The 19504-nt window shown below is 64.2% G+C and carries 15 protein-coding genes and 1 pseudogene; 11 read left to right on the plus strand and 5 right to left on the minus strand.

From position 1 onward, the window contains the following. Positions 1-2 precede the first annotated feature (2 nt). The 10 genes and pseudogenes from CAF78_RS25960 to CAF78_RS26005 all read left to right on the plus strand — a co-directional run bounded on the left by CAF78_RS25960 (position 3) and on the right by CAF78_RS26005 (position 12223). Complete coding sequence (locus CAF78_RS25960; RefSeq protein WP_085679685.1) at positions 3-1319, plus strand: MFS transporter; 1317 nt, start codon at positions 3-5, stop codon at positions 1317-1319. Positions 1320-1360: 41 nt separating this feature from the next. Continuing rightward, positions 1361-2644 (plus strand): OprD family porin, encoded by a 1284-nt coding sequence (locus CAF78_RS25965; protein WP_085679688.1) that lies wholly within the window; start codon positions 1361-1363, stop codon positions 2642-2644. Positions 2645-2930: 286 nt separating this feature from the next. Further along, a complete protein-coding gene (locus tag CAF78_RS25970; RefSeq protein WP_085679691.1) occupies positions 2931-3677 on the plus strand; it encodes a gluconate 2-dehydrogenase subunit 3 family protein in 747 nt (248 codons plus the stop codon). A gap of 3 nt (positions 3678-3680) precedes the next feature. Then, entirely contained in the window at positions 3681-5465 is a 1785-nt protein-coding gene (locus tag CAF78_RS25975) for a GMC family oxidoreductase (protein ID WP_085679693.1), read from the plus strand. Between the two features lie 12 nt (positions 5466-5477). Continuing rightward, positions 5478-6716, plus strand: coding sequence for a cytochrome c (locus CAF78_RS25980; RefSeq protein ID WP_085679708.1), 1239 nt, complete (start codon positions 5478-5480; stop codon positions 6714-6716). A 353-nt stretch (positions 6717-7069) separates the two neighbouring features. After that, entirely contained in the window at positions 7070-8092 is a 1023-nt protein-coding gene (locus tag CAF78_RS25985; protein WP_085679978.1) for a LacI family DNA-binding transcriptional regulator, read from the plus strand. Positions 8093-8163: 71 nt separating this feature from the next. Then, complete coding sequence (locus tag CAF78_RS25990; RefSeq protein ID WP_085679981.1) at positions 8164-8949, plus strand: sugar phosphate isomerase/epimerase; 786 nt, start codon at positions 8164-8166, stop codon at positions 8947-8949. Next, a complete protein-coding gene (locus tag CAF78_RS25995) occupies positions 8942-9892 on the plus strand; it encodes a sugar kinase (protein ID WP_085679984.1) in 951 nt (316 codons plus the stop codon). The genes CAF78_RS25990 and CAF78_RS25995 overlap by 8 nt, the downstream gene beginning before the upstream one ends. A gap of 63 nt (positions 9893-9955) precedes the next feature. Continuing rightward, positions 9956-11240 (plus strand): annotated as a pseudogene (locus tag CAF78_RS26000) (MFS transporter). A 17-nt stretch (positions 11241-11257) separates the two neighbouring features. Then, positions 11258-12223, plus strand: coding sequence for a D-glycerate dehydrogenase (locus CAF78_RS26005; protein ID WP_085679990.1), 966 nt, complete (start codon positions 11258-11260; stop codon positions 12221-12223). 126 nt (positions 12224-12349) lie between these two features. Here CAF78_RS26005 and cprA read toward each other — a convergent pair whose 3' ends face one another. The 5 genes from cprA to CAF78_RS26035 all read right to left on the minus strand — a co-directional run bounded on the left by cprA (position 12350) and on the right by CAF78_RS26035 (position 18939). Further along, positions 12350-13498, minus strand: coding sequence for a cationic peptide resistance protein CprA (cprA, locus tag CAF78_RS26015; protein WP_085679993.1), 1149 nt, complete (start codon positions 13496-13498; stop codon positions 12350-12352). Between the two features lie 298 nt (positions 13499-13796). Continuing rightward, positions 13797-15413, minus strand: coding sequence for a BCCT family transporter (locus tag CAF78_RS26020; RefSeq protein ID WP_085679996.1), 1617 nt, complete (start codon positions 15411-15413; stop codon positions 13797-13799). Between the two features lie 83 nt (positions 15414-15496). Beyond that, on the minus strand, positions 15497-16633 hold the full coding sequence (locus CAF78_RS26025) for a hybrid-cluster NAD(P)-dependent oxidoreductase (protein ID WP_085679999.1): 1137 nt from the start codon (positions 16631-16633) through the stop codon (positions 15497-15499). Between the two features lie 4 nt (positions 16634-16637). Further along, positions 16638-17894 (minus strand): SRPBCC family protein, encoded by a 1257-nt coding sequence (locus CAF78_RS26030; protein ID WP_085680002.1) that lies wholly within the window; start codon positions 17892-17894, stop codon positions 16638-16640. A gap of 115 nt (positions 17895-18009) precedes the next feature. Then, positions 18010-18939, minus strand: a complete 930-nt coding sequence (locus CAF78_RS26035) for a LysR substrate-binding domain-containing protein (protein ID WP_085680004.1) — start codon at positions 18937-18939, stop codon at positions 18010-18012. A gap of 316 nt (positions 18940-19255) precedes the next feature. On the opposite strand from CAF78_RS26035, the gene CAF78_RS26040 reads away from it, so the two are divergent. After that, positions 19256-19504, plus strand: a 249-nt coding sequence (locus CAF78_RS26040; RefSeq protein ID WP_143515124.1) for an ATP-binding cassette domain-containing protein, incomplete at its 3' end; no start/stop codon positions are given.

Genomic DNA, 19504 nt, shown 5'->3' on the forward strand with positions numbered 1-19504 from the left:
CCATGGTTGCCTTGACCGGCGAAGTGGCGCGCGAGCGCGCCGACAGCCACATCGATGAACTGCTGCTGTACCGCCGCGTGGCCTGGCGCATCATGCCGCTGGCCATCATCTGTTTTCTTTTTTCCTACTTTGACCGCATCAACATCAGCTTCGCCAAGACCCAGATGCAGGCTGAGCTGGGCCTGAGCGATGCCGCCTATGGCCTGGCCGCCAGCATGTTCTTCATCGGCTACGTACTGTTCGAAGTGCCGAGCAGCCTGGGCCTAAAACGCTACGGGGCGCCGGCGTGGATCTGCCGGATCATGGTGTCCTGGGGCTTGGCCACGGCGGCGCTGGTGTTCGCCTACACCCAGTACACGCTGTATTTCCTGCGCTTTCTGATCGGGGTGATGGAGGCCGGGTTCGGCCCGGCGATCCTGTTCTATCTGGCCTGCTGGTTCCCCCGCAAGCACCTGGCGAAGATGAACGGCCTGTGGTTCCTGGCCGTGCCCCTGGCCGGCGCCGTGGGCGGGCCGGCAGCGGGCTTTCTGCTGGGGACCATGGATGGCGTGCTGGGCCTGGCGGGTTGGCACTGGCTGTTCCTGATGTCAGGGTTGCCGTGCGTGCTGCTGGGTGGCCTGGTGCTGTGGAAACTGGACCGCGACATCGAGTCGGCCCAATGGCTGAGCCGCCAGGAGAAAGACTTGCTGGCAGAGAACCTGGCCCAGGACCGACGCGTGCAGAAGCCAGTGCTGGGGTCGATCTGGCGGGTACTGCTGACCCGCGAAGTGGCGATCATGGCGTTCATCTACTACGTGGTGAAAACCGCGTCCTACGGCCTGAACTTCTGGATGCCACACCTGATCAAGTCGTCCGGCGTGCAAGACATGCTCTGGGTCGGCGTGCTGTCGGCACTGCCGTATGCGGTGGCCTGCATCGGCATGGTGCTGCTGACCCGGCGCTCCGACCGCACCGGCGAGCGCAAGCGTTATTTGGTGTACTGCCTGCTGGCCTCGGCGCTGGGTTACCTGCTGGCCTGCCTGTACGCGGACTCCTCCTGGGCGATGATGGCGGCGCTGGTGCTGGCCACGGCCGGCACCTTCATCGCCATCCCGATCTTCTGGACCATCCCGCAGTCGACCTTCTCGGGCCTGGCCATTGCCACCGGCACGGCGGCGATCAACTCGGTCGGCCAGTTGAGCGGCATCGTCGCCCCGGTGATGGTCGGCAAGATCAATGACCTCACCGGCAGCAGCTACATGGGCATGCTGTCGATTGCCCCGCTGATCCTGATCGCCTGCCTGGTGGTGATGCGCTACGTCAGGAACCCCAAAGCCTGAGTTCCACTGCTTTCCAACAAGAACAACAACAAGGCGAAACCATGAACATCTCCCTTTCCCAGCGGGCATCGCTGATGCTCGCGGCGCTTGGCTGCGCGTGTCCGGCGGCCCAGGCAGCCTTTGTCGATGATGGCAAGGGCAGCCTGGAGTTGCGCAACTTCTACTTTGACCGCGATTTCCATGGCGATACCGCCAGCCAGTCGCGGCGCAGCGAGTGGGCCCAAGGCTTCATGCTCAAGTGGCAATCCGGCTATACCGACGGTGTTGTCGGCTTTGGCCTGGATGCGACCGGCATGCTGGGTATCAAGCTCGACTCCTCGCCCGATCGCAGCGGCACCGGATTGTTGCCGCGAGGCAGCGACAAGCGTGCTGCCGACGACTACGGCAAAGCAGTTGCAACCTTCAAGGCGAAGCTGTCGCGGACCGAGTTGCAGGCCGGTGGGTTGAGCCCGCAACTGCCGCTGCTGGCGTCGAATTACAGTCGCCTGTTCCCGCAGTGGTTCAATGGGGCGCAGGTGGTCAGCAAGGACCTGGACGACTTCACCTTCACCCTGTTGCAGGTGGATGCGACCAAGCTGCGCGATTCCACCGACTTCGAAGACCTGACGGCGATGGCGCAACAGGGCGCCTATTCAGCGACGGTGAGCAGCGACCGGCTGTACTACGCCGGGGCCGATTACCAACCGTCGAAGAACCTGACCGTGAGCCTGCACAGCAGCGAGCTCGAAGACCTGTTCCACCGTGATTTCGCCGGGTTCAAGTACCGCATCGGCATGGGGCCGGGTGAGGCGTTCACCGAGTGGCGCTGGTTCAACGCCAGGGAACAGGGCAGGGCGTTGCTGGGGGAGGTCGACAACCGCACCTTGAGCACCAACTTCGGCTACAGCCTGCGCGGTCATACCTTCAGCGGCGGCTACCAGAAGGTCAGCGGCACTACCGCCTATGCCTATGTGGGGGGTACTGATACCTACCTGTTCAGCGAACAGCAGATCAGCACCTTCGCCCTGGCCAGCGAGCGTGCGTGGATGCTGCGTTATGACTACAACTTTGCTGCGATGGGCATCCCCGGGCTGACGTTCAACGTGCGTTACGTGAAGGGGGACCAGGTCGACCCACAGCGCATAGCGACGGCCAAGGGCAGGGCGCTCGAGGCAAGGGGCGGTGAAGGCGAGGAGTGGGAGCGGACCACGGACATCACTTATGTGGTGCAGTCGGGGCCATTAAGGAACGTGTCGATGCGCTGGCGAAATGCGAGCATGCGCTCGAATTTTGCCGATGCGGCGGACGAGAACCGGGTGATCGTGGGTTATACCTTCGATTTTTAAGGTGTAGCAGTTCTTCTGTGGGAGCGGCGCTTGCCGGCGATGGGCCGCACAGCGGCCCCAGGGTGGTCGAGGCTTCAAAAATCCTGCAGGTAACAGGCGAGGGCTTTGCCCTCGATCGCCGGCAAGCGCGGCTCCCACAGGGGGGCATGTCAAGGATCGCGATGTCGCAGGTTCTGAAACCGGTTTCAAAACATTTTCAAACCAGCTAGATTACGCGGCTTTTCCGGCCCGGCCGGACACCAGATGGCGCAACCCAAGGCCGCCCCAATGCTGATGAGGACCCGTAATGCCTGAGCATGCCCCCGACAACCCGCGCCGGGACTTCCTGCGCAAGACCCTGACCCTGATCCCGGTGGTCACCGTGGCCAGTACCGGCCTCGGTGCCAGCCAGTTGCTGGCCGAGCCTGTGCGCGACGAACCCTTACACGGCAAGGTGCCGGCCACACCCCCGGCGGGCAGTTATCAGCCGACCTTCTTCACCGCTGAAGAGTGGGCGTTCCTGCAAGCGGCCGTGTCGCGCATCATCCCTGCCGACGAACTCGGCCCCGGGGCACTGGAGGCTGGCGCTGCCGAATTCATCGACCGCCAGATGAACACCCCTTACGCCACCGGCGCCCAGTGGTACATGCAGGGCCCATTCAAGGCCGACGCCGCCCCGGAGCTCGGCTACCAGCTGCAACTCAGCCCGCAACAGATCTACCGCTTAGGGATAGCCGCCACGGAGGCCTGGAGCAAAAACGCCAGCGGTAAAACCTTTGCCGAGCAAGATAGCGCTACCCGAGACAAGATTCTCGGCAAGATCGAAGCCGGTGAGATCGTTTTCGAGCAGTTGCCGGCCAAGGTGTTTTTTAGCCTGTTGGTACAGAACACCCGCGAAGGCTTCTTCTGCGACCCGATTCACGGCGGCAACAAAGGCATGGTCGGCTGGACGCAGATCGGCTTCCCGGGCGCCCGGGCAGATTTCATGGACTGGGTCGAGCGCAACGCGCCATACCCGTTCCCGGCAGTTTCGATTCGTGGCGAGAGGGCGTAAGGCATGGCCAATGCAATGAAGAAGGCTGACGTGGTGATCGTCGGTTTCGGCTGGGCCGGCGCGATCATGGCCAAGGAGCTCACCGAAGCCGGGCTGCAGGTGGTGGCGCTGGAGCGCGGGCCGATGCAGGACACCTACCCGGACGGCAGCTACCCGCAGGTGATCGACGAGCTGACCTACAGCGTGCGCAAGAAGCTGTTCGTCGATGTGTCGAAAGAGACCGTCACCATCCGCCACAGCGTCAACGATGTCGCGCTGCCCAACCGCCAGCTGGGCGCCTTCCTGCCGGGCAAGGGCGTTGGCGGTGCGGGCCTGCACTGGTCGGGCGTGCACTTTCGGGTCGACCCGATGGAGCTGCGCATGCGCAGTCACTACGAGGAGCGCTACGGCAAGCGCTTCATCCCCGAAGACATGACCATCCAGGACTTTGGCGTCAGCTACGAGGAGCTCGAGCCGCATTTCGACTTTGCCGAGAAGGTCTTCGGCACCTCGGGCCAGGCCTGGACCGTCAACGGCAAGCGGGTTGGCGAAGGCAAGGGCGGCAACCCCTACGCACCTGACCGCTCCAACCCGTTCCCGCTGGCATCGCAAAAGAACGTGGTGTCGGCCAAGCTGTTCGAAAGGGCCGCGGCCAGCCTCGGTTACAAGCCGTACAACCTGCCGTCGGCCAACACCTCCGGGCCGTACACCAACCCGTACGGCGCGCAGATGGGCCCGTGCAACTTCTGCGGCTTCTGCAGCGGCTACGTCTGCTACATGTACTCCAAGGCCTCGCCGAACGTGAACATCCTGCCGGCGCTGCGCCAGGTGCCGAACTTCGAGCTGCGCGCCAACGCCCACGTGCTGCGGGTGAACCTTGACGACAGCAAGCGCAAGGCCACCGGGGTGACCTACATCGATGCCCAGGGCCGCGAAGTTGAGCAGCCGGCGGACATCGTCATCCTCGCCGCCTTCCAGTTCAACAACGTGCGCCTGATGTTGCTGTCTGGCATCGGCAAGCCTTATGACCCGGTGAAGAACGAAGGCGTGGTCGGGCGCAACTTCGCCTACCAGAACATGGGCACGGTCAAGGCGTTCTTCGACAAGGACACCTACACCAACAACTTCATCGGTGCCGGCGGCAACGGCGTGGCCATCGACGACTTCAACGCCGACAACTTCGACCATGGGCCGCATGGGTTCGTTGGCGGCTCGCCGATGTGGGTCAACCAGGCCGGCAGCCGGCCGATCGCCGGGGTCGCCAACCCGCCGGGCACCCCGGCCTGGGGCAGCGCCTGGAAGAAGGCCACCGCCGACTACTACACCCACCAGGTGTCGATGGACGCCCATGGTGCGCACCAGTCGTACCGCGGCAACTACCTCGACCTCGACCCGACCTACCGCGATGCCTACGGCCAGCCGCTGCTGCGCATGACCTTCGACTGGCAAGAGAACGACATCAAGATGAACCAGTTCATGGTCGACAAGCTGAGCAAGATCGCCCAGGCGATGAACCCCAAGTCCATTGCCATCCTCGGCAAGAAGGTCAAGGAGCACTTCAACACCGCCAGCTACCAGACCACCCACCTCAACGGTGGCGCAATCATGGGCAGTGACCCTGCAACCAGCGCCCTGAACCGCTACCTGCAGAGCTGGGACGTGCACAACGTGTTCGTCCCCGGTGCTTCGGCGTTCCCCCAGGGGCTGGGCTACAACCCCACCGGCCTGGTGGCCGCGCTGACCTACTGGTCGGCCCGGGCGATCCGCGAGCAGTACCTGAAGAACCCCGGCCCGCTGGTCCAGGCTTGAGGAGCGATGAACATGAAGAACCTGTTGATCGCAACCCTGCTGCTGGGCGCCACTGCGGCAGCCCAGGCCGATGATGCCCTGGTGAAGAAGGGCGAGTACCTGGCCCGCGCGGGTGACTGCGTGGCCTGCCATACAGCCAAGGGCGGCCAGCCCTTTGCCGGTGGGTTGCCGATGGAAACCCCGATCGGCACGGTGTATTCCACCAACATCACGCCCCACACCAGCGGCATCGGCCAGTACAGCTTCGCCGACTTCGACCAGGCCGTGCGCAGAGGCATCGCCAAGGACGGCAGCACCTTGTACCCGGCCATGCCGTACCCGTCCTATGCGCGGGTCAGCGAGGAGGACATGCAGGCGCTGTATACGTACTTCATGCACGGCGTCGAGCCGGTCGCGCAGCCCAACAAGCCGACTGACATCCCCTGGCCGTTGAGCATGCGCTGGCCGCTGTCGATCTGGCGCGGGCTGTTCGCCCCCGAGGTGCAGGCCTGGCAGGCGCCGGCCGGTGCAGACCCGGTGGTCAGCCGTGGCGCCTACCTGGTCGAAGGCCTGGGCCACTGTGGCGCCTGCCACACCCCGCGTGCCCTGACCATGCAGGAAAAGGCGCTGAGCCCGGCGGATGGTGAGCAGTTCCTGGCCGGCAGTGCGCCGCTGGAAGGCTGGATCGCCAAGAGCCTGCGCGGCGACTACAAGGACGGCCTGGGCAGCTGGAGCGAGGCGCAGCTGGTGCAGTTCCTCAAGACGGGGCGCAGCGACCGCAGCGCGGTGTTCGGTGGCATGAGCGATGTGGTCGAACACAGCCTGCAGCACCTGAGCGACGCCGACCTGACCGCCATCGCCCGCTACCTGAAGACCCTGCCGCCGAGCGACCCGAGCGACACCCCGCACGTGTATGACAAGCAGGTGGCCGATGCCTTGTGGCAGGGCGACGACAGCAAACCGGGGGCGTCGGTGTACATCGACAACTGCGCGGCCTGCCACCGTACCGATGGCCATGGCTATACCCGGGTGTTCCCGGCGCTGGCCGGCAACCCGGTGGTGCAGACGGCGGATGCCACCTCGCTGATCCATGTGGTGCTGGCGGGTGGCACGGTGCCGGCGACCCATGCGGCGCCGTCGAACTTCACCATGCCCGCGTTCGGCTGGCGCCTGAGCGACCAGGAAGTGGCGGACGTGGTCAATTTCATTCGCACCAGCTGGGGTAACCAGGGCAGTGCGGTCAGCGCCGCTGATGTTAAACACCTGCGCTAGAAGCGCCGGTGCGATCAATGTGGGAGCGGGCATGCCCGCGAACACCGGCGAAGCCGGTGCCATGCACCGCGTCGCATGCTTCGCGGGCACGCCCGCTCCCACAGGGTAAAGCGGCGCTTGCTGAGGCTTTGTTCTCTGCGCGACAGCGCAGCCCAAAGGGCTGGGTGATCTCCCACAAGTTATTCCTGAGAACTTTGAATATATATCAATAGGTTAATAGGTATACCTGTTGTCATGCCTCACCATCCCTGTGACACTCCCAAGCAAACCGTGGTTGACGAATGCTCAGGGTTTTGCTGTATTGAAACCGGTTTCATTCGCCGTCACCCGACAACAATCACAAGGGACCCGCAATGACCGATTCACCCTCCAATGCCCGCGAGCGGGTGACCATCAGTGAAGTGGCGCGCGTAGCCGGTGTGTCCAAGGCCACGGTCTCGCGCTACATCGGCGGCGATCGCCAGCTGCTGGCCGAAGCCACCGCCAAGCGCCTGGAACAGGTCATCGAGCGCCTGGGCTACCGGCCCAACCAGATGGCCCGCGGCCTCAAGCGTGGCCAGACACGCCTGATCGGCATGCTCGTGGCCGACATTCTCAACCCCTATTCAGTGGCCGTGATGCATGGCGTGGAAACCGCCTGCCGCCAGCACGGCTACAGCCTGGTGGTGTGCAACACCAACCGCGACGACGAGCAGGAGCGCCACCACCTGACGGCCTTGCAGTCCTACAACGTCGAAGGGCTGATCGTGAACACCCTCGGCCGCCACCCCGGTGAACTGCTCAACCTGCAGCGCGACATCCCCATGGTGCTGGTCGACCGGCAACTGCCGGAGCTTAAGGTTGACCTGGTCGGCCTGGACAACGCCGATGCCATCGAGCAGGCACTGGACCACCTGCAGGCGCAAGGCTACCGCGACATCCTCGCGGTCACCGAACCGCTCGACGGCACCAGTTCGCGCCTGGAGCGGGTGCAGGCGTTTACCGCATCGATCAGCAACCGCAACGGCATGCGCCAGCAACTGCTGGAAGTCGACGCCGGCCTGCCGGCCAAGCTCGGTGCCTTCCTTGCCAGCAAGGGCCATGGCCCGCAGGCGATCTTCACCTTCAACGGCGTGGCCACCCTGGCGGTTACCCGCGTGTTGCACGATTCGGGCTGCAAGCTGTTCAGCGAGGTGGGCCTGATCGCCCTCGATGAACTGGACTGGTACCCCCTGGTCGGCAGCGGCATCACCGCACTGGCCCAGCCCACCGAGCGCATCGGCGTCGCGGCGTTCGAGTGCCTGCTCGAGCGCCTGCGCGGCAGCAACGACGAGCCTCGACGCATCGATTTCAAGGCACAGCTGATCACCCGAGGTTCCACTCAACAACCGCAATGACCTGAGGGCAGCAGGGCTGCCCGCTTTGCTGTAACTCAAAAATGAAACCGGTTTCATGAGGACAACAACAAATGCACGCGAACCCCGTTTCCATCAGCCTCTCCAGCTACGGCGCCAGCCTTGTGCGGCAACGTGGCCAGCTGAGCTTTACCGAACTGCTGGCGGCTGCCGGCGTCAGTCGCATCGAACTGCGTGAAGAGTTGTTCGACGAAGCGCCCGACACTGTCGCGCTTTCGGCAGCGATCTCAGCCTCAGGCCTGGAGTGCCTGTATTCCTCGCCGCTGGAGCTGTGGACGGCGCAAGGCGAGCCAGATCCGCAATTGCCTGCGAAGCTGGCGCTGGCCAAGGCCCTGGGCGCCGTGGCGCTGAAGGTTTCACTGGGGCATTACCATGAGCAATGCGATGTCGGTGCCTTGCAGGCACTGCTGCAGGAGGGTGATCCTGTGTTGCTGGTGGAGAATGACCAGACCCCACACGGTGGGCGCATCGAGCCGCTGCTGCGCTTCTTCCAGCAGGCGCAGGGTTGGGGGCTGCCGCTGGGCATGACGTTCGATATCGGCAACTGGCAGTGGCAGGGCGAGTCGGCGTTGCAAGCCGCTCGCCAGCTCGGCCGCTGGGTGCGCTACATGCACTGCAAGGCCGTGCAGCAAGGCGCCGATGGCCGCTTGCACGCCGTGCCGCCGAAGGCTGCCGACCTGCTGGCCTGGGAGGCGCTGTTCGACGAGTTCAGCCCTGGGTTGGTGCGTGCCGTCGAGTACCCCCTGGCCGGTGATGACCTGCTGGCACTGACCCGCGCCCAAGTGCACAACCTGGCCAGGCTGGGGTTGGGTACAAGCGAGGAGGTGAGCCATGCCTGAACATGACGTGTTGTGTTTCGGCGAAACCATGGCCATGTTCGTCGCCGAGCAGACCGGTGACCTGGACAGTGTCGGCAGCTTTGGCAAACGCATCGCCGGCGCCGACAGCAACGTCGCCATCGGCCTGGCCCGCCTGGGTTTGCACGTGCGCTGGCTGAGCCGGGTAGGCGATGACTCACTGGGGCGTTTCGTGCTCGCCAGCCTGCGCCAGGAAGGCCTGGATTGCAGTCGCGTCGAGGTCGATGGCAGCCGCCCGACCGGCTTTCAGCTGAAAAGCCGTTGCGACGATGGCAGCGATCCGGCCGTGGAGTACTTCCGCGCCGACTCCGCCGCCAGCCGCCTGTCCACCGCGCTGCTCGACCCGGCGCTGCTGCAGGCCCGCCACCTGCATGCCACGGGTATTCCGCCGGCGCTGTCGGCGAGCTGCCGGGCGCTGTCCCATGCCCTGATCGACGGCATGCGCGCCGCCGGGCGCAGTGTTTCCTTCGACCCGAACCTGCGCCCGTCGCTGTGGCCAGACCGTACGACCATGGTCCGCGAAATCAACGCCCTGGCGGTGAAAGCCCAGTGGGTGCTGCCCGGCCTGGAAGAGGGCCGCCTGCTGACTGGCCAGCACACGCCCGCCGACATTGCGGCCTTCTACCTCGACCAGGGGGTGGAGCAGGTGGTGATCAAGCTTGGCGATGCCGGTGCCTATTACCGCGATGGCCATGGCGCGGGGCAGGTCGCCCCGGTACCGGTGGCCAAGGTGGTGGACACCGTGGGCGCCGGTGATGCCTTCGCCGTCGGGGTGGTCAGCGCGCTGCTCGAAGGCCGCCCGCTGGCCGACGCGGTGGCGCGCGGCAACTGGTGCGGCAGCCGCGCCGTGCAATCACGTGGCGACATGGAAGGCCTGCCACACCGCTTTGAGCTGCAAGCGCACGAACTGCGCAGAAGTGCCTGAACCGCTGAACGCCGGCTCGCCGGCCCTGTTGCGACAAAAACAACAAGCTCAGGAGAACGTTTCATGCAATCGACCCGTCTCGCACCACGCCGTTGGTGGTACATCATCCCGATCGTCTTCATCACTTACAGCCTGGCTTACCTGGACCGCGCCAACTACGGCTTTGCCGCAGCCTCGGGCATGGCCAACGACCTGAACATCACCCCCGTGCTGTCCTCGCTGCTGGGGGCGCTGTTCTTCCTGGGCTACTTCTTCTTCCAGGTGCCCGGCGCGATCTATGCCGAAAAGCGCAGCGTGAAGAAACTGATCTTCGTCAGCCTGATCCTCTGGGGCGGCCTGGCGACCCTGACCGGGATGATCAGCAACGTCTACCTGCTGATCGCCATCCGCTTCCTGCTCGGGGTGGTGGAAGCGGCGGTGATGCCGGCCATGCTGGTGTACCTGTGCCACTGGTTCACCCGCGCCGAGCGCTCGCGGGCCAACACCTTCCTGATGCTCGGCAACCCGGTGACCATCCTGTGGATGTCGGTGGTGTCGGGCTACCTGATCAAGCATTTCGACTGGCGCTGGATGTTCATCATCGAGGGCCTGCCGGCGGTGCTCTGGGCGTTCATCTGGTGGCGCCTGGTGGATGACCGGCCGGCCCAGGTGGCGTGGCTGAGCGAACAGGAAAAGGCCAGCCTGGAGCAGGCCCTGGCTGCCGAGCAGCAAGGCATCAAACCGGTGAAGAACTACCGCGAAGCGTTCCGCTCGCCCCAGGTGATCGTGCTGTCGCTGCAGTACTTCTGCTGGAGTATCGGGGTGTATGGCTTCGTGCTGTGGTTGCCGTCGATTCTCAAGCAGGCGGCCAATGTCGATATCGTCGAGGCCGGCTGGCTGGCCTCGGTGCCCTACATGGCGGCCGTGCTGGGCATGATCGGTGTGTCCTGGGCCTCCGACCGGCTGCAGAAGCGCAAGCGCTTCGTCTGGCCGCCGCTGCTGATCGCTGCCGTGGCGTTTTACGGCTCCTATGCCCTGGGCACCGAGCACTTCTGGTTGTCCTACGCGCTGCTGGTGATTGCCGGTGCCTGCATGTACGCGCCTTACGGCCCGTTCTTCGCCATCGTGCCGGAAATTCTGCCGAGCAACGTGGCCGGTGGGGCCATGGCGCTGATCAACAGCATGGGCGCGCTGGGGTCGTTCGGTGGCTCGTGGCTGGTGGGCTACCTCAACGGCGCCACGGGCGGGCCTGGCGCCTCTTACCTGTTCATGTCGGGGGCGCTGCTGACCGCTGTTGCGCTGACCGCCGTCCTGAAAACCTCACAGACCTCAGGCCGTGCCAAGCGCGGCGGCCCACGCCTGGCCATGAGCCAATAGGAAGCTGCAATGAAGAAACGCATCGTCTTGTACAAACGCCTGTCCGACGCCTTGCAGGCAAAGCTTGAGCAACAGGTGGAGGTGACCTGGGTGGACACCAGCGCCGCGGACGGCCTGGCGCGTCTGCGCGATGCCTTGCCCGGGGCGCATGGCCTGCTGGGCGCGAGCTTGCGCCTGGACAGCGCGCTGCTCGACCTGGCGCCGCAGCTGGAGGTGATTTCCAGTGTGTCGGTGGGGGTCGACAATTACGACATCGCCGACCTGACACGCCGAGGCGTGATGCTCACCAACACCCCTGACGTGCTCACCGAGACCACGGCCGATACCGGCTTTGCCTTGATCCTGGCCACTGCGCGGCGAGTGGTAGAGCTGGCCGGGTGGGTACGCGAGGGGCACTGGCAGGCGAGCCTTGGGCCGGCGCACTTCGGTACCGATGTGCATGGCAAGACCCTGGGCATCGTTGGCATGGGGCGCATTGGTGAAGCGCTGGCGCGGCGCGGCGCGGCCGGGTTCGGCATGCGCGTGCTGTACCACAGTTCGCGGCCCAAGCCCGACGTGGATGCGCGTTACGCCGCGCGTTACTGCAGCCTGGACACGCTGCTGGCCGAGGCGGACTACCTGTGCCTGACGGTGCCGCTCAGTGCCAGCACCGAGGGCCTGATCGGCGCCCGTGAACTGGGGTTGATGAAGCCCGAGGCAATCGTGGTGAACATAGCCCGTGGGCGGGTGGTGGATGAGGCAGCGTTGATCGAGGCGCTGCAGCACAAGCGGATTCGCGGGGCCGGGCTGGATGTGTTCGTGCAGGAGCCGTTGGCTGCCGATTCGCCGCTGTTGCAGCTCGATAATGTGGTGGCGACGCCGCATATCGGCTCTGCCACCCATGAAACACGGGAGGCCATGGCCAGGTGTGCGGTAGACAATCTGTTGAGTGCCTTGGCGGGCCAGCGCCCGCCAAACCTGGTCAACGAGCAGTAACGCCGAAACCTGTGGGAGCGGGCATGCCCGCGAAGAAAGCGACTCGGTGTATGGCACCGGCTTCGCCGGTGTTCGCGGGCATGCCCGCTCCCACAAGGGGGCGGGTCATGCCTTGGTTAGTAGGGTTTACTTGAAATCCCACTGCATCTGGGTCGCGATGCTCACGCCGCTGGACGACTTCACACACACATCGAGGTAGTCGGTAAACCGCGGCGGCATGGCGATGCCTTCTTCGAGCAGGCGGCTGTTGTCGAACAGGTAGTTGAGGTCGGCAAACCCGCTGTACAGGCGCAAGGCGCGCAGCACCAGGCGCGGGTTGGCCGGGCCGATGCGCGCTTCAAAGTCTTGCGCCAGGCTTTTCAGGTCATCGACATCGACCTTGCGGTAGCGCTCGCCAACCGGCTGCGCGCCATTGGCATGGGCGAACGCCTGGTCGATCTCGCCAAAGGTGCAGGCGGCCTGGTGGCCGGCAGAGATGTGGTACAGGTTGTGCTCCAGGCGTGGCTTGAGCGTCAGGCCGATCAACGCCTCGGCGCAGTAGTCGACCGGGATCACATCGATCTGCTCGTTCAGCTCGCAGGTGAAGCTCTCCAGCGCGAAGCCCATGCGGAACACCCAGAAAATGCTGGCCGAAGCCTGGCAACCGAGGGTGCGGTGGCCGACCACGATCGACGGGCGTGCCACCACCAGCGGCAGTTGCGGCAACTGCTCGCTCATGCGCCGTTCGATCTCGGCCTTCGAGGCGGTGTAGTCGACCAGCTGCTGCTCGGCGGCCGGGAACTCCCACGATTCGCTGATCGGTGACTCGCGCTGCGGGCCGCAGCTCATGGCCGTGCCCACGTGCAGGAAGCGCTTGAGGCGGGTCGAGCGGCTCATCACCTCGGCGAAGGCGTAGGTGCCTTCGACATTGACCGGCCAGATGTTCGGGTTTTTCGAGAACGAGGCCACTGCCGCGCAGTTGATCACCCGGTCGATCTGCATCAGCCGGGGCGTGGCTTCGGCCAGCCAGCGGGTATCGAGGAAGTCGCCGCAGATGATCTGCTCGGCGCGCAAGGTCAGGCAGTCCTGCTCGTCAACACCGTGTTGGCGCAGGTTGTCACGCAGGCGTTCGAGGCCTTGTTCACGGCTGTCGGCACGGACCAGGAAACACAGGTTGGCACTGCGGCCATTGGCAATCAGTTGGGCCGTTACCGACCCCCCGAGAAAACCGGTGGCGCCGGTCAGCAGCAGATGTTCGTGAAGAGCGAAGTTGATGTGTGGGGCAGGCGCGTTCATAAACTTCCTCTGAAAAGTTTATTGGCGGGTATCGAGGGTTAAGCTCGTGCCTGGAGCGCGCAGGGACTGGCGTTCAGCTCGGAGCGGGGCCGATTGTCAGGGCGTTGGGAGGGAAGTTGCAATTAACGAAATGCGGGTTTCATATGAAACAAAAGTTAATGAAAGTTTGCCCTTCATTAATTAAATGATGCGCGATGCAACAGTGCCATAACTATTGTTGTAATCAGGTGAGGTGAATGTGAAAAAAGCCTTGAACTTTGTAGGAGCGGCCCGGCAAGGCCACTCCTACAAAAGCGCGTCAGGTGGTCAGTTCGCTGGCCAGCGGCTTGGGCGCGATGGCCGCGGCAAACACCTGCTCGTTGCTGCGCAAGCTGCGCATCAGGCTGTAGCCGGTCAGCAGCATGTACAGGGCAATCGGCAAGCCGACCACGATGCTGGCCATCTGGATCGCCAGCAAGCCCCCGGCAACCACCAGGCTGGCCGCGATCGCGCCTTCCAGCACGCACCACAGCACGCGTATCCAGTGGGGCGGGTCGATGCTGCCCAGCGAGTTGAGCATGCACAGCACCTGGGTGCCGGCATCGGCTGCGGTCACGAAATGCACCGCCAGCAGCAGGCAGATGATCACGCTCAGCACCGCGCCCAGGGTCGGGCCGTCGAGGCGGTCGAGCAGGGTGAACATTGCCGTGGTGGTTTCCTTGCGCGTGGCTTCGAGAATCGGCCCGCCCTGGAAAGCCCCGGCGGCGGTCTGCTCGGCGACCGGCAGCTTCTCGTAGGCGTGGCGCACCTGTTGTTCATCCTTCAGCGCGGTGCCACCGAACACAGCCATCCACAGGATGGTCACCACGGTCGGCACCAGCAATGCGCCGAACACCAGTTCACGGATGGTCCGGCCGCGGGAAATACGCGCGATGAACAGGCCCACGAACGGCCCCCAGGTCATCCACCACGGCCAGTAGAAGGCGGTCCAGCTCTTCTGCCAGGCGCTGTCGGCCTGGGCATCGGTCCAGAAGCTCATGCCGATGAGGTTCTGCGCGTAGTCGCCGGCCGACTCGAACAGCAGGTTCATGATGTAGTTGGTCGGGCCCAGCCCCAGCACTACCAGCATCAAGCCCAGGGAAATCCACATGTTCAGGGTCGACAGGCGCTTCATGCCTTTGGACACGCCGGCCACCAGCGAGATCGAGGCGATCACCGTGACCACGGCGATGATGCTCAGCTTGAACGACAGGCTGACCGGGGTGCCGAACACCTGGTGCATGCCCATGTTGATCTGCTCGACCCCCAGCCCCAGCGACTGCGAAACACCGAAGGCGGTGACCGCGCCGCCGATGATGTCGACGGTATGGCCGATCGGCCCATAGATGCGGTTGCCGATGATCGGGTACAGGATCGAGCGCAGCGCCAGGGGCAAGCCTTCGCGGTAGGCGAAGTAGGCCAGGCCCAGGCCGATCACGGTGAAGATCGCCCACGGGTGCAGGCCCCAGTGCAGCAGGGTGATGCGCATGGCCATCGACGCGGCCTGGTCGGTCAGGCCCGGGGTGAACGGATTGCTGGCGTAATGCAGGACGGGTTCGGCGACCGACCAGAAGATCAGCCCTACGCCCATGCCGGCACTGAACAACATGGCGATCCAGGCGGCGAAGCTGAATTCCGGTTTTTCGTCAGGGCGGCCGAGCTTCAGTGTGCCGTGGCGGCTGAAGGCTATGTACACCAGCACCCCGAGGATGCCGCTGACCAGCGCCAGGTAGAACCATTTGAGGTGGTCGAGAATGGCATCGGAGGCGCTTTTGAACACCCCCGCAGCCTGGTCGCCGTGGGCGGCGCAGAGCACCACGAAGGCCACGACAATGGAGAGGGACCCTACCGTCACGATAGGGTTGAGGCCTTTGAAAAGGCCTTGTTTTGCACGCATCGGCTCTATCCTTTTTATTGTTGCAGGCGGGCGCTCGAGCGGCCCGCCTGGCGGCGTCGCGGGTGTTGCAGGGGGTTATCGGTTCAGAGGTCGATCACCAGGTCTGAAGTGGGCCGGCTGCAGCACAGCAGGCGCAGGCCTTTGTCGATCTCGCGCTGGCGAATACCGCCGTTGTGGTACATGGTGACGCTGCCTTCGAGCACGGCGGTCTTGCAGGTGCCGCACACGCCCTGGCTGCAGGAGGAAGGGACCACCGCACCGGCTTTCTTGGCTGCGGCCAGCACCGTCTGGTCAGCCCCCATGGTGAAGGTCTTGCCGGAACGGCCCAGGCGCACGGTGAAGGTATCCAGGGCTTGGCCTGGGGGCGCGGGTTCCGGCTCAGCCTGCACGTCGGCGCTGATGTCGAAGCTTTCCTGGTGATAGCGCGCCAGGTCGAAGCCAGCACCGGCCAGCAGGCCCTTGGCGGCATCCATGTAGCCTTTGGGCCCACAGGTGAATACCGCGCGCTCCATGAAGTCGGGGATCTGCTGTTGCAGCACCTCGAGCGACAGGCGCCCGAGGGGCCCGGTCCATTCCGGCTCGTCACCCTGGCTTTCGCAGAAGAACAGCGTGCGCAGGCGCGGCATGCTGCGCTCAAGGCGTGCCAGCTCGTCGCGGAAGATGATGTCCTTGGGCGTGCGCGCACTGTGGACGAAGACGATGTCGAGGTCGGCGTGCAGGTCGGCGGCTGCGCGGGTCATGGCCATCAGCGGGGTGATGCCGGAGCCGGCCGACAGGTACAGCAGCTTGCGCGCCGGGCCGGCCACCGGGGTGAAGATACCCGCCGGGCCTGAGGCTGCGAGGGCGCTGCCCGGCTGCAGGTTATCGTGCAGCCAGTTGGACACCACGCCGCCCGGCACCCGCTTGACCGTGATCGAAAAGGTGAACGGCCGGGTTGGCGTCGACGACAAGGTGTAGCAGCGCGACACGCTGCTGCCGTCGATCACCGGCGACACGGTAAGGAACTGCCCAGGCTCGTAGGCCAAGGCGTGGTAGCTCGGGCTGTGGAAGGTGAAGGTCTTGACGTCGTGGGTCTCGTTGACGACGCTCAGGCACTCGATGCGCTGGCTTTCGCCGCTGGGCCACAGGGCACCGTGGGCGGCCCAGTGGTCGCTGTCGGCGAAGCGCTGGTCGGCACGCAGGCTGGCAATGTTCGCGGTGATGTGCTGCAGCATGCTCATGGCCTCACACTCCGTGCGCGGCGAGGCGCGAGGTGTACCAGCGGGCGAACTGGTCGACGTACGGCTCGGTGAAGGTGGAGTAGGGGCCTGGGACGAAGGCCGGGTCCTGGGTGCCGCTGTGGGTGATGGCGACCAGCGCGGCGTCCTGCTGGGTGGTGGCCACCCAGACTTCGGTCAGGCGCTGCAGGTCGTAGTCGACCCCCTCCACGGCGTCGCGGTGCACCAGCCACTTGGTGCGCACCAGGGTGCGGTCCGGTGACAGCGGGATGATCCAGCTGATCATGGCGTGGTCGCTCATCACGTGGGCCCAGGCGTTGTTGCCCCACAGATGGGTGTCGCCGAGGTCGCGACGGGTCAGGTTGCCCAGCAGCTTGCTGCAGGCGACCTTGGTGTCGAGGGTTTGCGATTCGCCGCTGCCGGCAATGATCATGCGCTGGGTGCGGAACTGGGTGGGCGAGTTGTCCTGCAGGTGCTCGACGGTTTCATACAGCAGGCCGTCGCTGGCCCAGCCGGCCTCGATGCCGGCCTTGCGGACCTGGTACGCATCGTACGAGGCGCGGGCTTCTTCGCTCATTTCTTCCAGGCTGACGCCGAGGTCTTCGGACTGGTACGAGACGATCAGCTCTGGGTGAGTGCCGGCGCAGTGGTAGCACTCGCGGTTGTTTTCCATCACCAGCTTCCAGTTGCCGTTCTCGATGTAGTCGAGCTCGTAGGCAATGCGGGTGTTGGTCAGGTCGAAGGGGGCGAAGCGCGGCCCCATGACTTCTTCGAGGTCGCTGATGTCTTCCGGCGGGTTGTCGGCCAGGCAGATCAGCACGTGGCTGCCGATCACCTTGCAGTGCACCGGGATCAGGCTGCGGCACTTGGGGTCGAAGCCCTTGCCCATGTGGCTGGCGTGCTTGAGGCTGCCGTCCAGGTCGTAGGTCCATTGGTGGTAGGGGCAGACCAGCATGCCGACGGTGGACTTGCCCGGCGCCTTCAGGCGTGCGCCGCGGTGGCGGCAGACGTTGCGATAGGCGCGGATCTGTTCGTCATCGTCACGCAGGATCAGCAGCGAGGCCTTGCCGATGTCCACGGTGAAGACATCGCCTGGTTCGTCGACATCCGCGGTGACGGCTACCTGAATCCAGTGTTTGTTGAAGAAGATATCCATATCCGTTTCGAAGATATCCTGGCGGCTGTACAACTCGCCACTCATGCCAAAACCGGGCTGGCGTGATTCAACAAGTTCGCGATGCGATTTAATCGTCGGGCTGCTCATAGTTGACCTCGGGCACTCTTATTCTTGAATTACCAAACTAATGGCGGCGATTATCAAAGTGCCCTGCCAGAGCGTCAATGCGCTTAATTTTCCGCGTTGCATTACTTCAGGTTATTCAAAAACTCTCACATTGAAGCCATTGCACCAGCGCCGCCAAGTGCGGGCTTTTCGGGCGCCCATGGGGTGCGATCAGGTAATAAGCCTGTTTGGGTCGCACCACGAACGGTTGCAGGCGAACCAGCTCGCCGCTGTTCAACAGGTGCTCCACCAGCCGGCCCCAGCCCAGGGCGATGCCATAGCCTTGCAGTGCGGCATTGATGGCATCGATGTACAGGCTGCAGCGCAGGTTGTACTGCAGGGCACCGGGGTTGCCGCCTTTCTCGCGGAACCAGCTCGGCCAGGCGACCCAGCCTTCGGAGGTGGAGTCGGCATCCAGCAGCCCGGCGCCGGCCAGTTCTTCCAGGGTGGTGGGCAGCGGATTGCGCGCCAGCCAGGCAGGCGAGCAGACCGGGAAGACTTCTTCGTCGAACAGCAAGGTGGCCTCGCCATCGTCCCACTGGCCGTTGCCAAATCGGATGTCCAGGTCGTAGTTGCGGGTGCGCAGGTCACCGGTGAACATCTGCGTCGCCAGGCGCAGCTGCACCTGCGGCAGGGCGCTGGCCAGCTGGTTCAGGCGCGGCATGATGCGCAGCTGCGAGAACGAGGCGGTGGACCCCAGCACGACCTCCTGGCGGTGGCAGCCCTGGTTGATCTGGTCGAAGGCACTGGCCACCCGCTGCAGCGACTCGGAGATGCTCACGAACAGGATGTCGCCGGCATCGGTCAGGCTGATCTTGCGGTGCACGCGGTGGAACAGCAGGGCGCCGAGGTTCTCTTCGAGCACCTTGACCTGCTTGCTCACCGCGGCCTGGGTCACGCCCAGCTCGGTGGCGGCCAGGGTGAAGCTGTTCAACCGGGCGACGGCCTCGAACTGCAGCAAGGCGGTCATCGACGGGATGATGCGGCGGTAGCCCTTGTGTTTCTGAGCGCCTGATGGGTTGTTCATCGTATTCCAGACACGGTGGCGGAGCGCCGCTGATGCACGGCAGTCCGATTATTGTTGTTGTTTGCAGCACGCGGGCAGGGCGCCCTTGGGCCAGATGATGGGCAGGGCCGAGGGCTGCGGATATTACGGCTATGACAATAAATAGGATGCCGTGGCGCGACGGGGCGTCAATGGCGGGGCTTTATAATACAAATTGACCCGGATATACAATGCGCCCACCGAGGGGCGCGTTACATTGCCAAAAAAGAAGTTTGCCTCGCTCGCCATTGCGGGCCGCCTGCCAATCATTGGTCATAAATATAATAATGAGGGTCGTATGTACCAAGGCGATGAAATACTCTCGGTAAACCATATCTTCAAAGTGTTCGGCAATAATCCGGGCATGGCCATGGAGATGCTGCGCAACGGTGCCGACAAGCACGAAATCTTCAGCAAGACTGGCCACGTCGTCGGCGTGTTCGATGCCAGCTTTTCCGTCAAGCGTGGCGAGATCTTCGTCATCATGGGCCTGTCCGGTTCGGGCAAGTCGACCATGGTGCGGCTGTTCAACCGCCTGATCGAACCC

The organism is Pseudomonas sp. R28(2017) (assembly GCF_002112505.1).
In the GTDB taxonomy this organism is placed as follows: Bacteria; Pseudomonadota; Gammaproteobacteria; order Pseudomonadales; family Pseudomonadaceae; genus Aquipseudomonas.

What these genes read in the sequence shown, in the direction of transcription:
- CAF78_RS25970 (WP_085679691.1), top strand. Translation starts at nt 2,931, where the DNA reads ATGCCTGAGCATGCCCCCGACAACCCGCGCCGGGACTTCCTGCGCAAG.
- CAF78_RS25960 (WP_085679685.1), top strand. Translation starts at nt 3, where the DNA reads ATGGTTGCCTTGACCGGCGAAGTGGCGCGCGAGCGCGCCGACAGCCAC.
- CAF78_RS26005 (WP_085679990.1), top strand. Translation starts at nt 11,258, where the DNA reads ATGAAGAAACGCATCGTCTTGTACAAACGCCTGTCCGACGCCTTGCAG.
- CAF78_RS25995 (WP_085679984.1), top strand. Translation starts at nt 8,942, where the DNA reads ATGCCTGAACATGACGTGTTGTGTTTCGGCGAAACCATGGCCATGTTC.
- CAF78_RS26020 (WP_085679996.1), bottom strand. Translation starts at nt 15,413, where the DNA reads ATGCGTGCAAAACAAGGCCTTTTCAAAGGCCTCAACCCTATCGTGACG.
- CAF78_RS25985 (WP_085679978.1), top strand. Translation starts at nt 7,070, where the DNA reads ATGACCGATTCACCCTCCAATGCCCGCGAGCGGGTGACCATCAGTGAA.
- CAF78_RS26030 (WP_085680002.1), bottom strand. Translation starts at nt 17,894, where the DNA reads ATGAGCAGCCCGACGATTAAATCGCATCGCGAACTTGTTGAATCACGC.
- CAF78_RS25990 (WP_085679981.1), top strand. Translation starts at nt 8,164, where the DNA reads ATGCACGCGAACCCCGTTTCCATCAGCCTCTCCAGCTACGGCGCCAGC.
- CAF78_RS26035 (WP_085680004.1), bottom strand. Translation starts at nt 18,939, where the DNA reads ATGAACAACCCATCAGGCGCTCAGAAACACAAGGGCTACCGCCGCATC.
- CAF78_RS25975 (WP_085679693.1), top strand. Translation starts at nt 3,681, where the DNA reads ATGGCCAATGCAATGAAGAAGGCTGACGTGGTGATCGTCGGTTTCGGC.
- CAF78_RS25980 (WP_085679708.1), top strand. Translation starts at nt 5,478, where the DNA reads ATGAAGAACCTGTTGATCGCAACCCTGCTGCTGGGCGCCACTGCGGCA.
- CAF78_RS26025 (WP_085679999.1), bottom strand. Translation starts at nt 16,633, where the DNA reads ATGAGCATGCTGCAGCACATCACCGCGAACATTGCCAGCCTGCGTGCC.
- cprA (WP_085679993.1), bottom strand. Translation starts at nt 13,498, where the DNA reads ATGAACGCGCCTGCCCCACACATCAACTTCGCTCTTCACGAACATCTG.
- CAF78_RS25965 (WP_085679688.1), top strand. Translation starts at nt 1,361, where the DNA reads ATGAACATCTCCCTTTCCCAGCGGGCATCGCTGATGCTCGCGGCGCTT.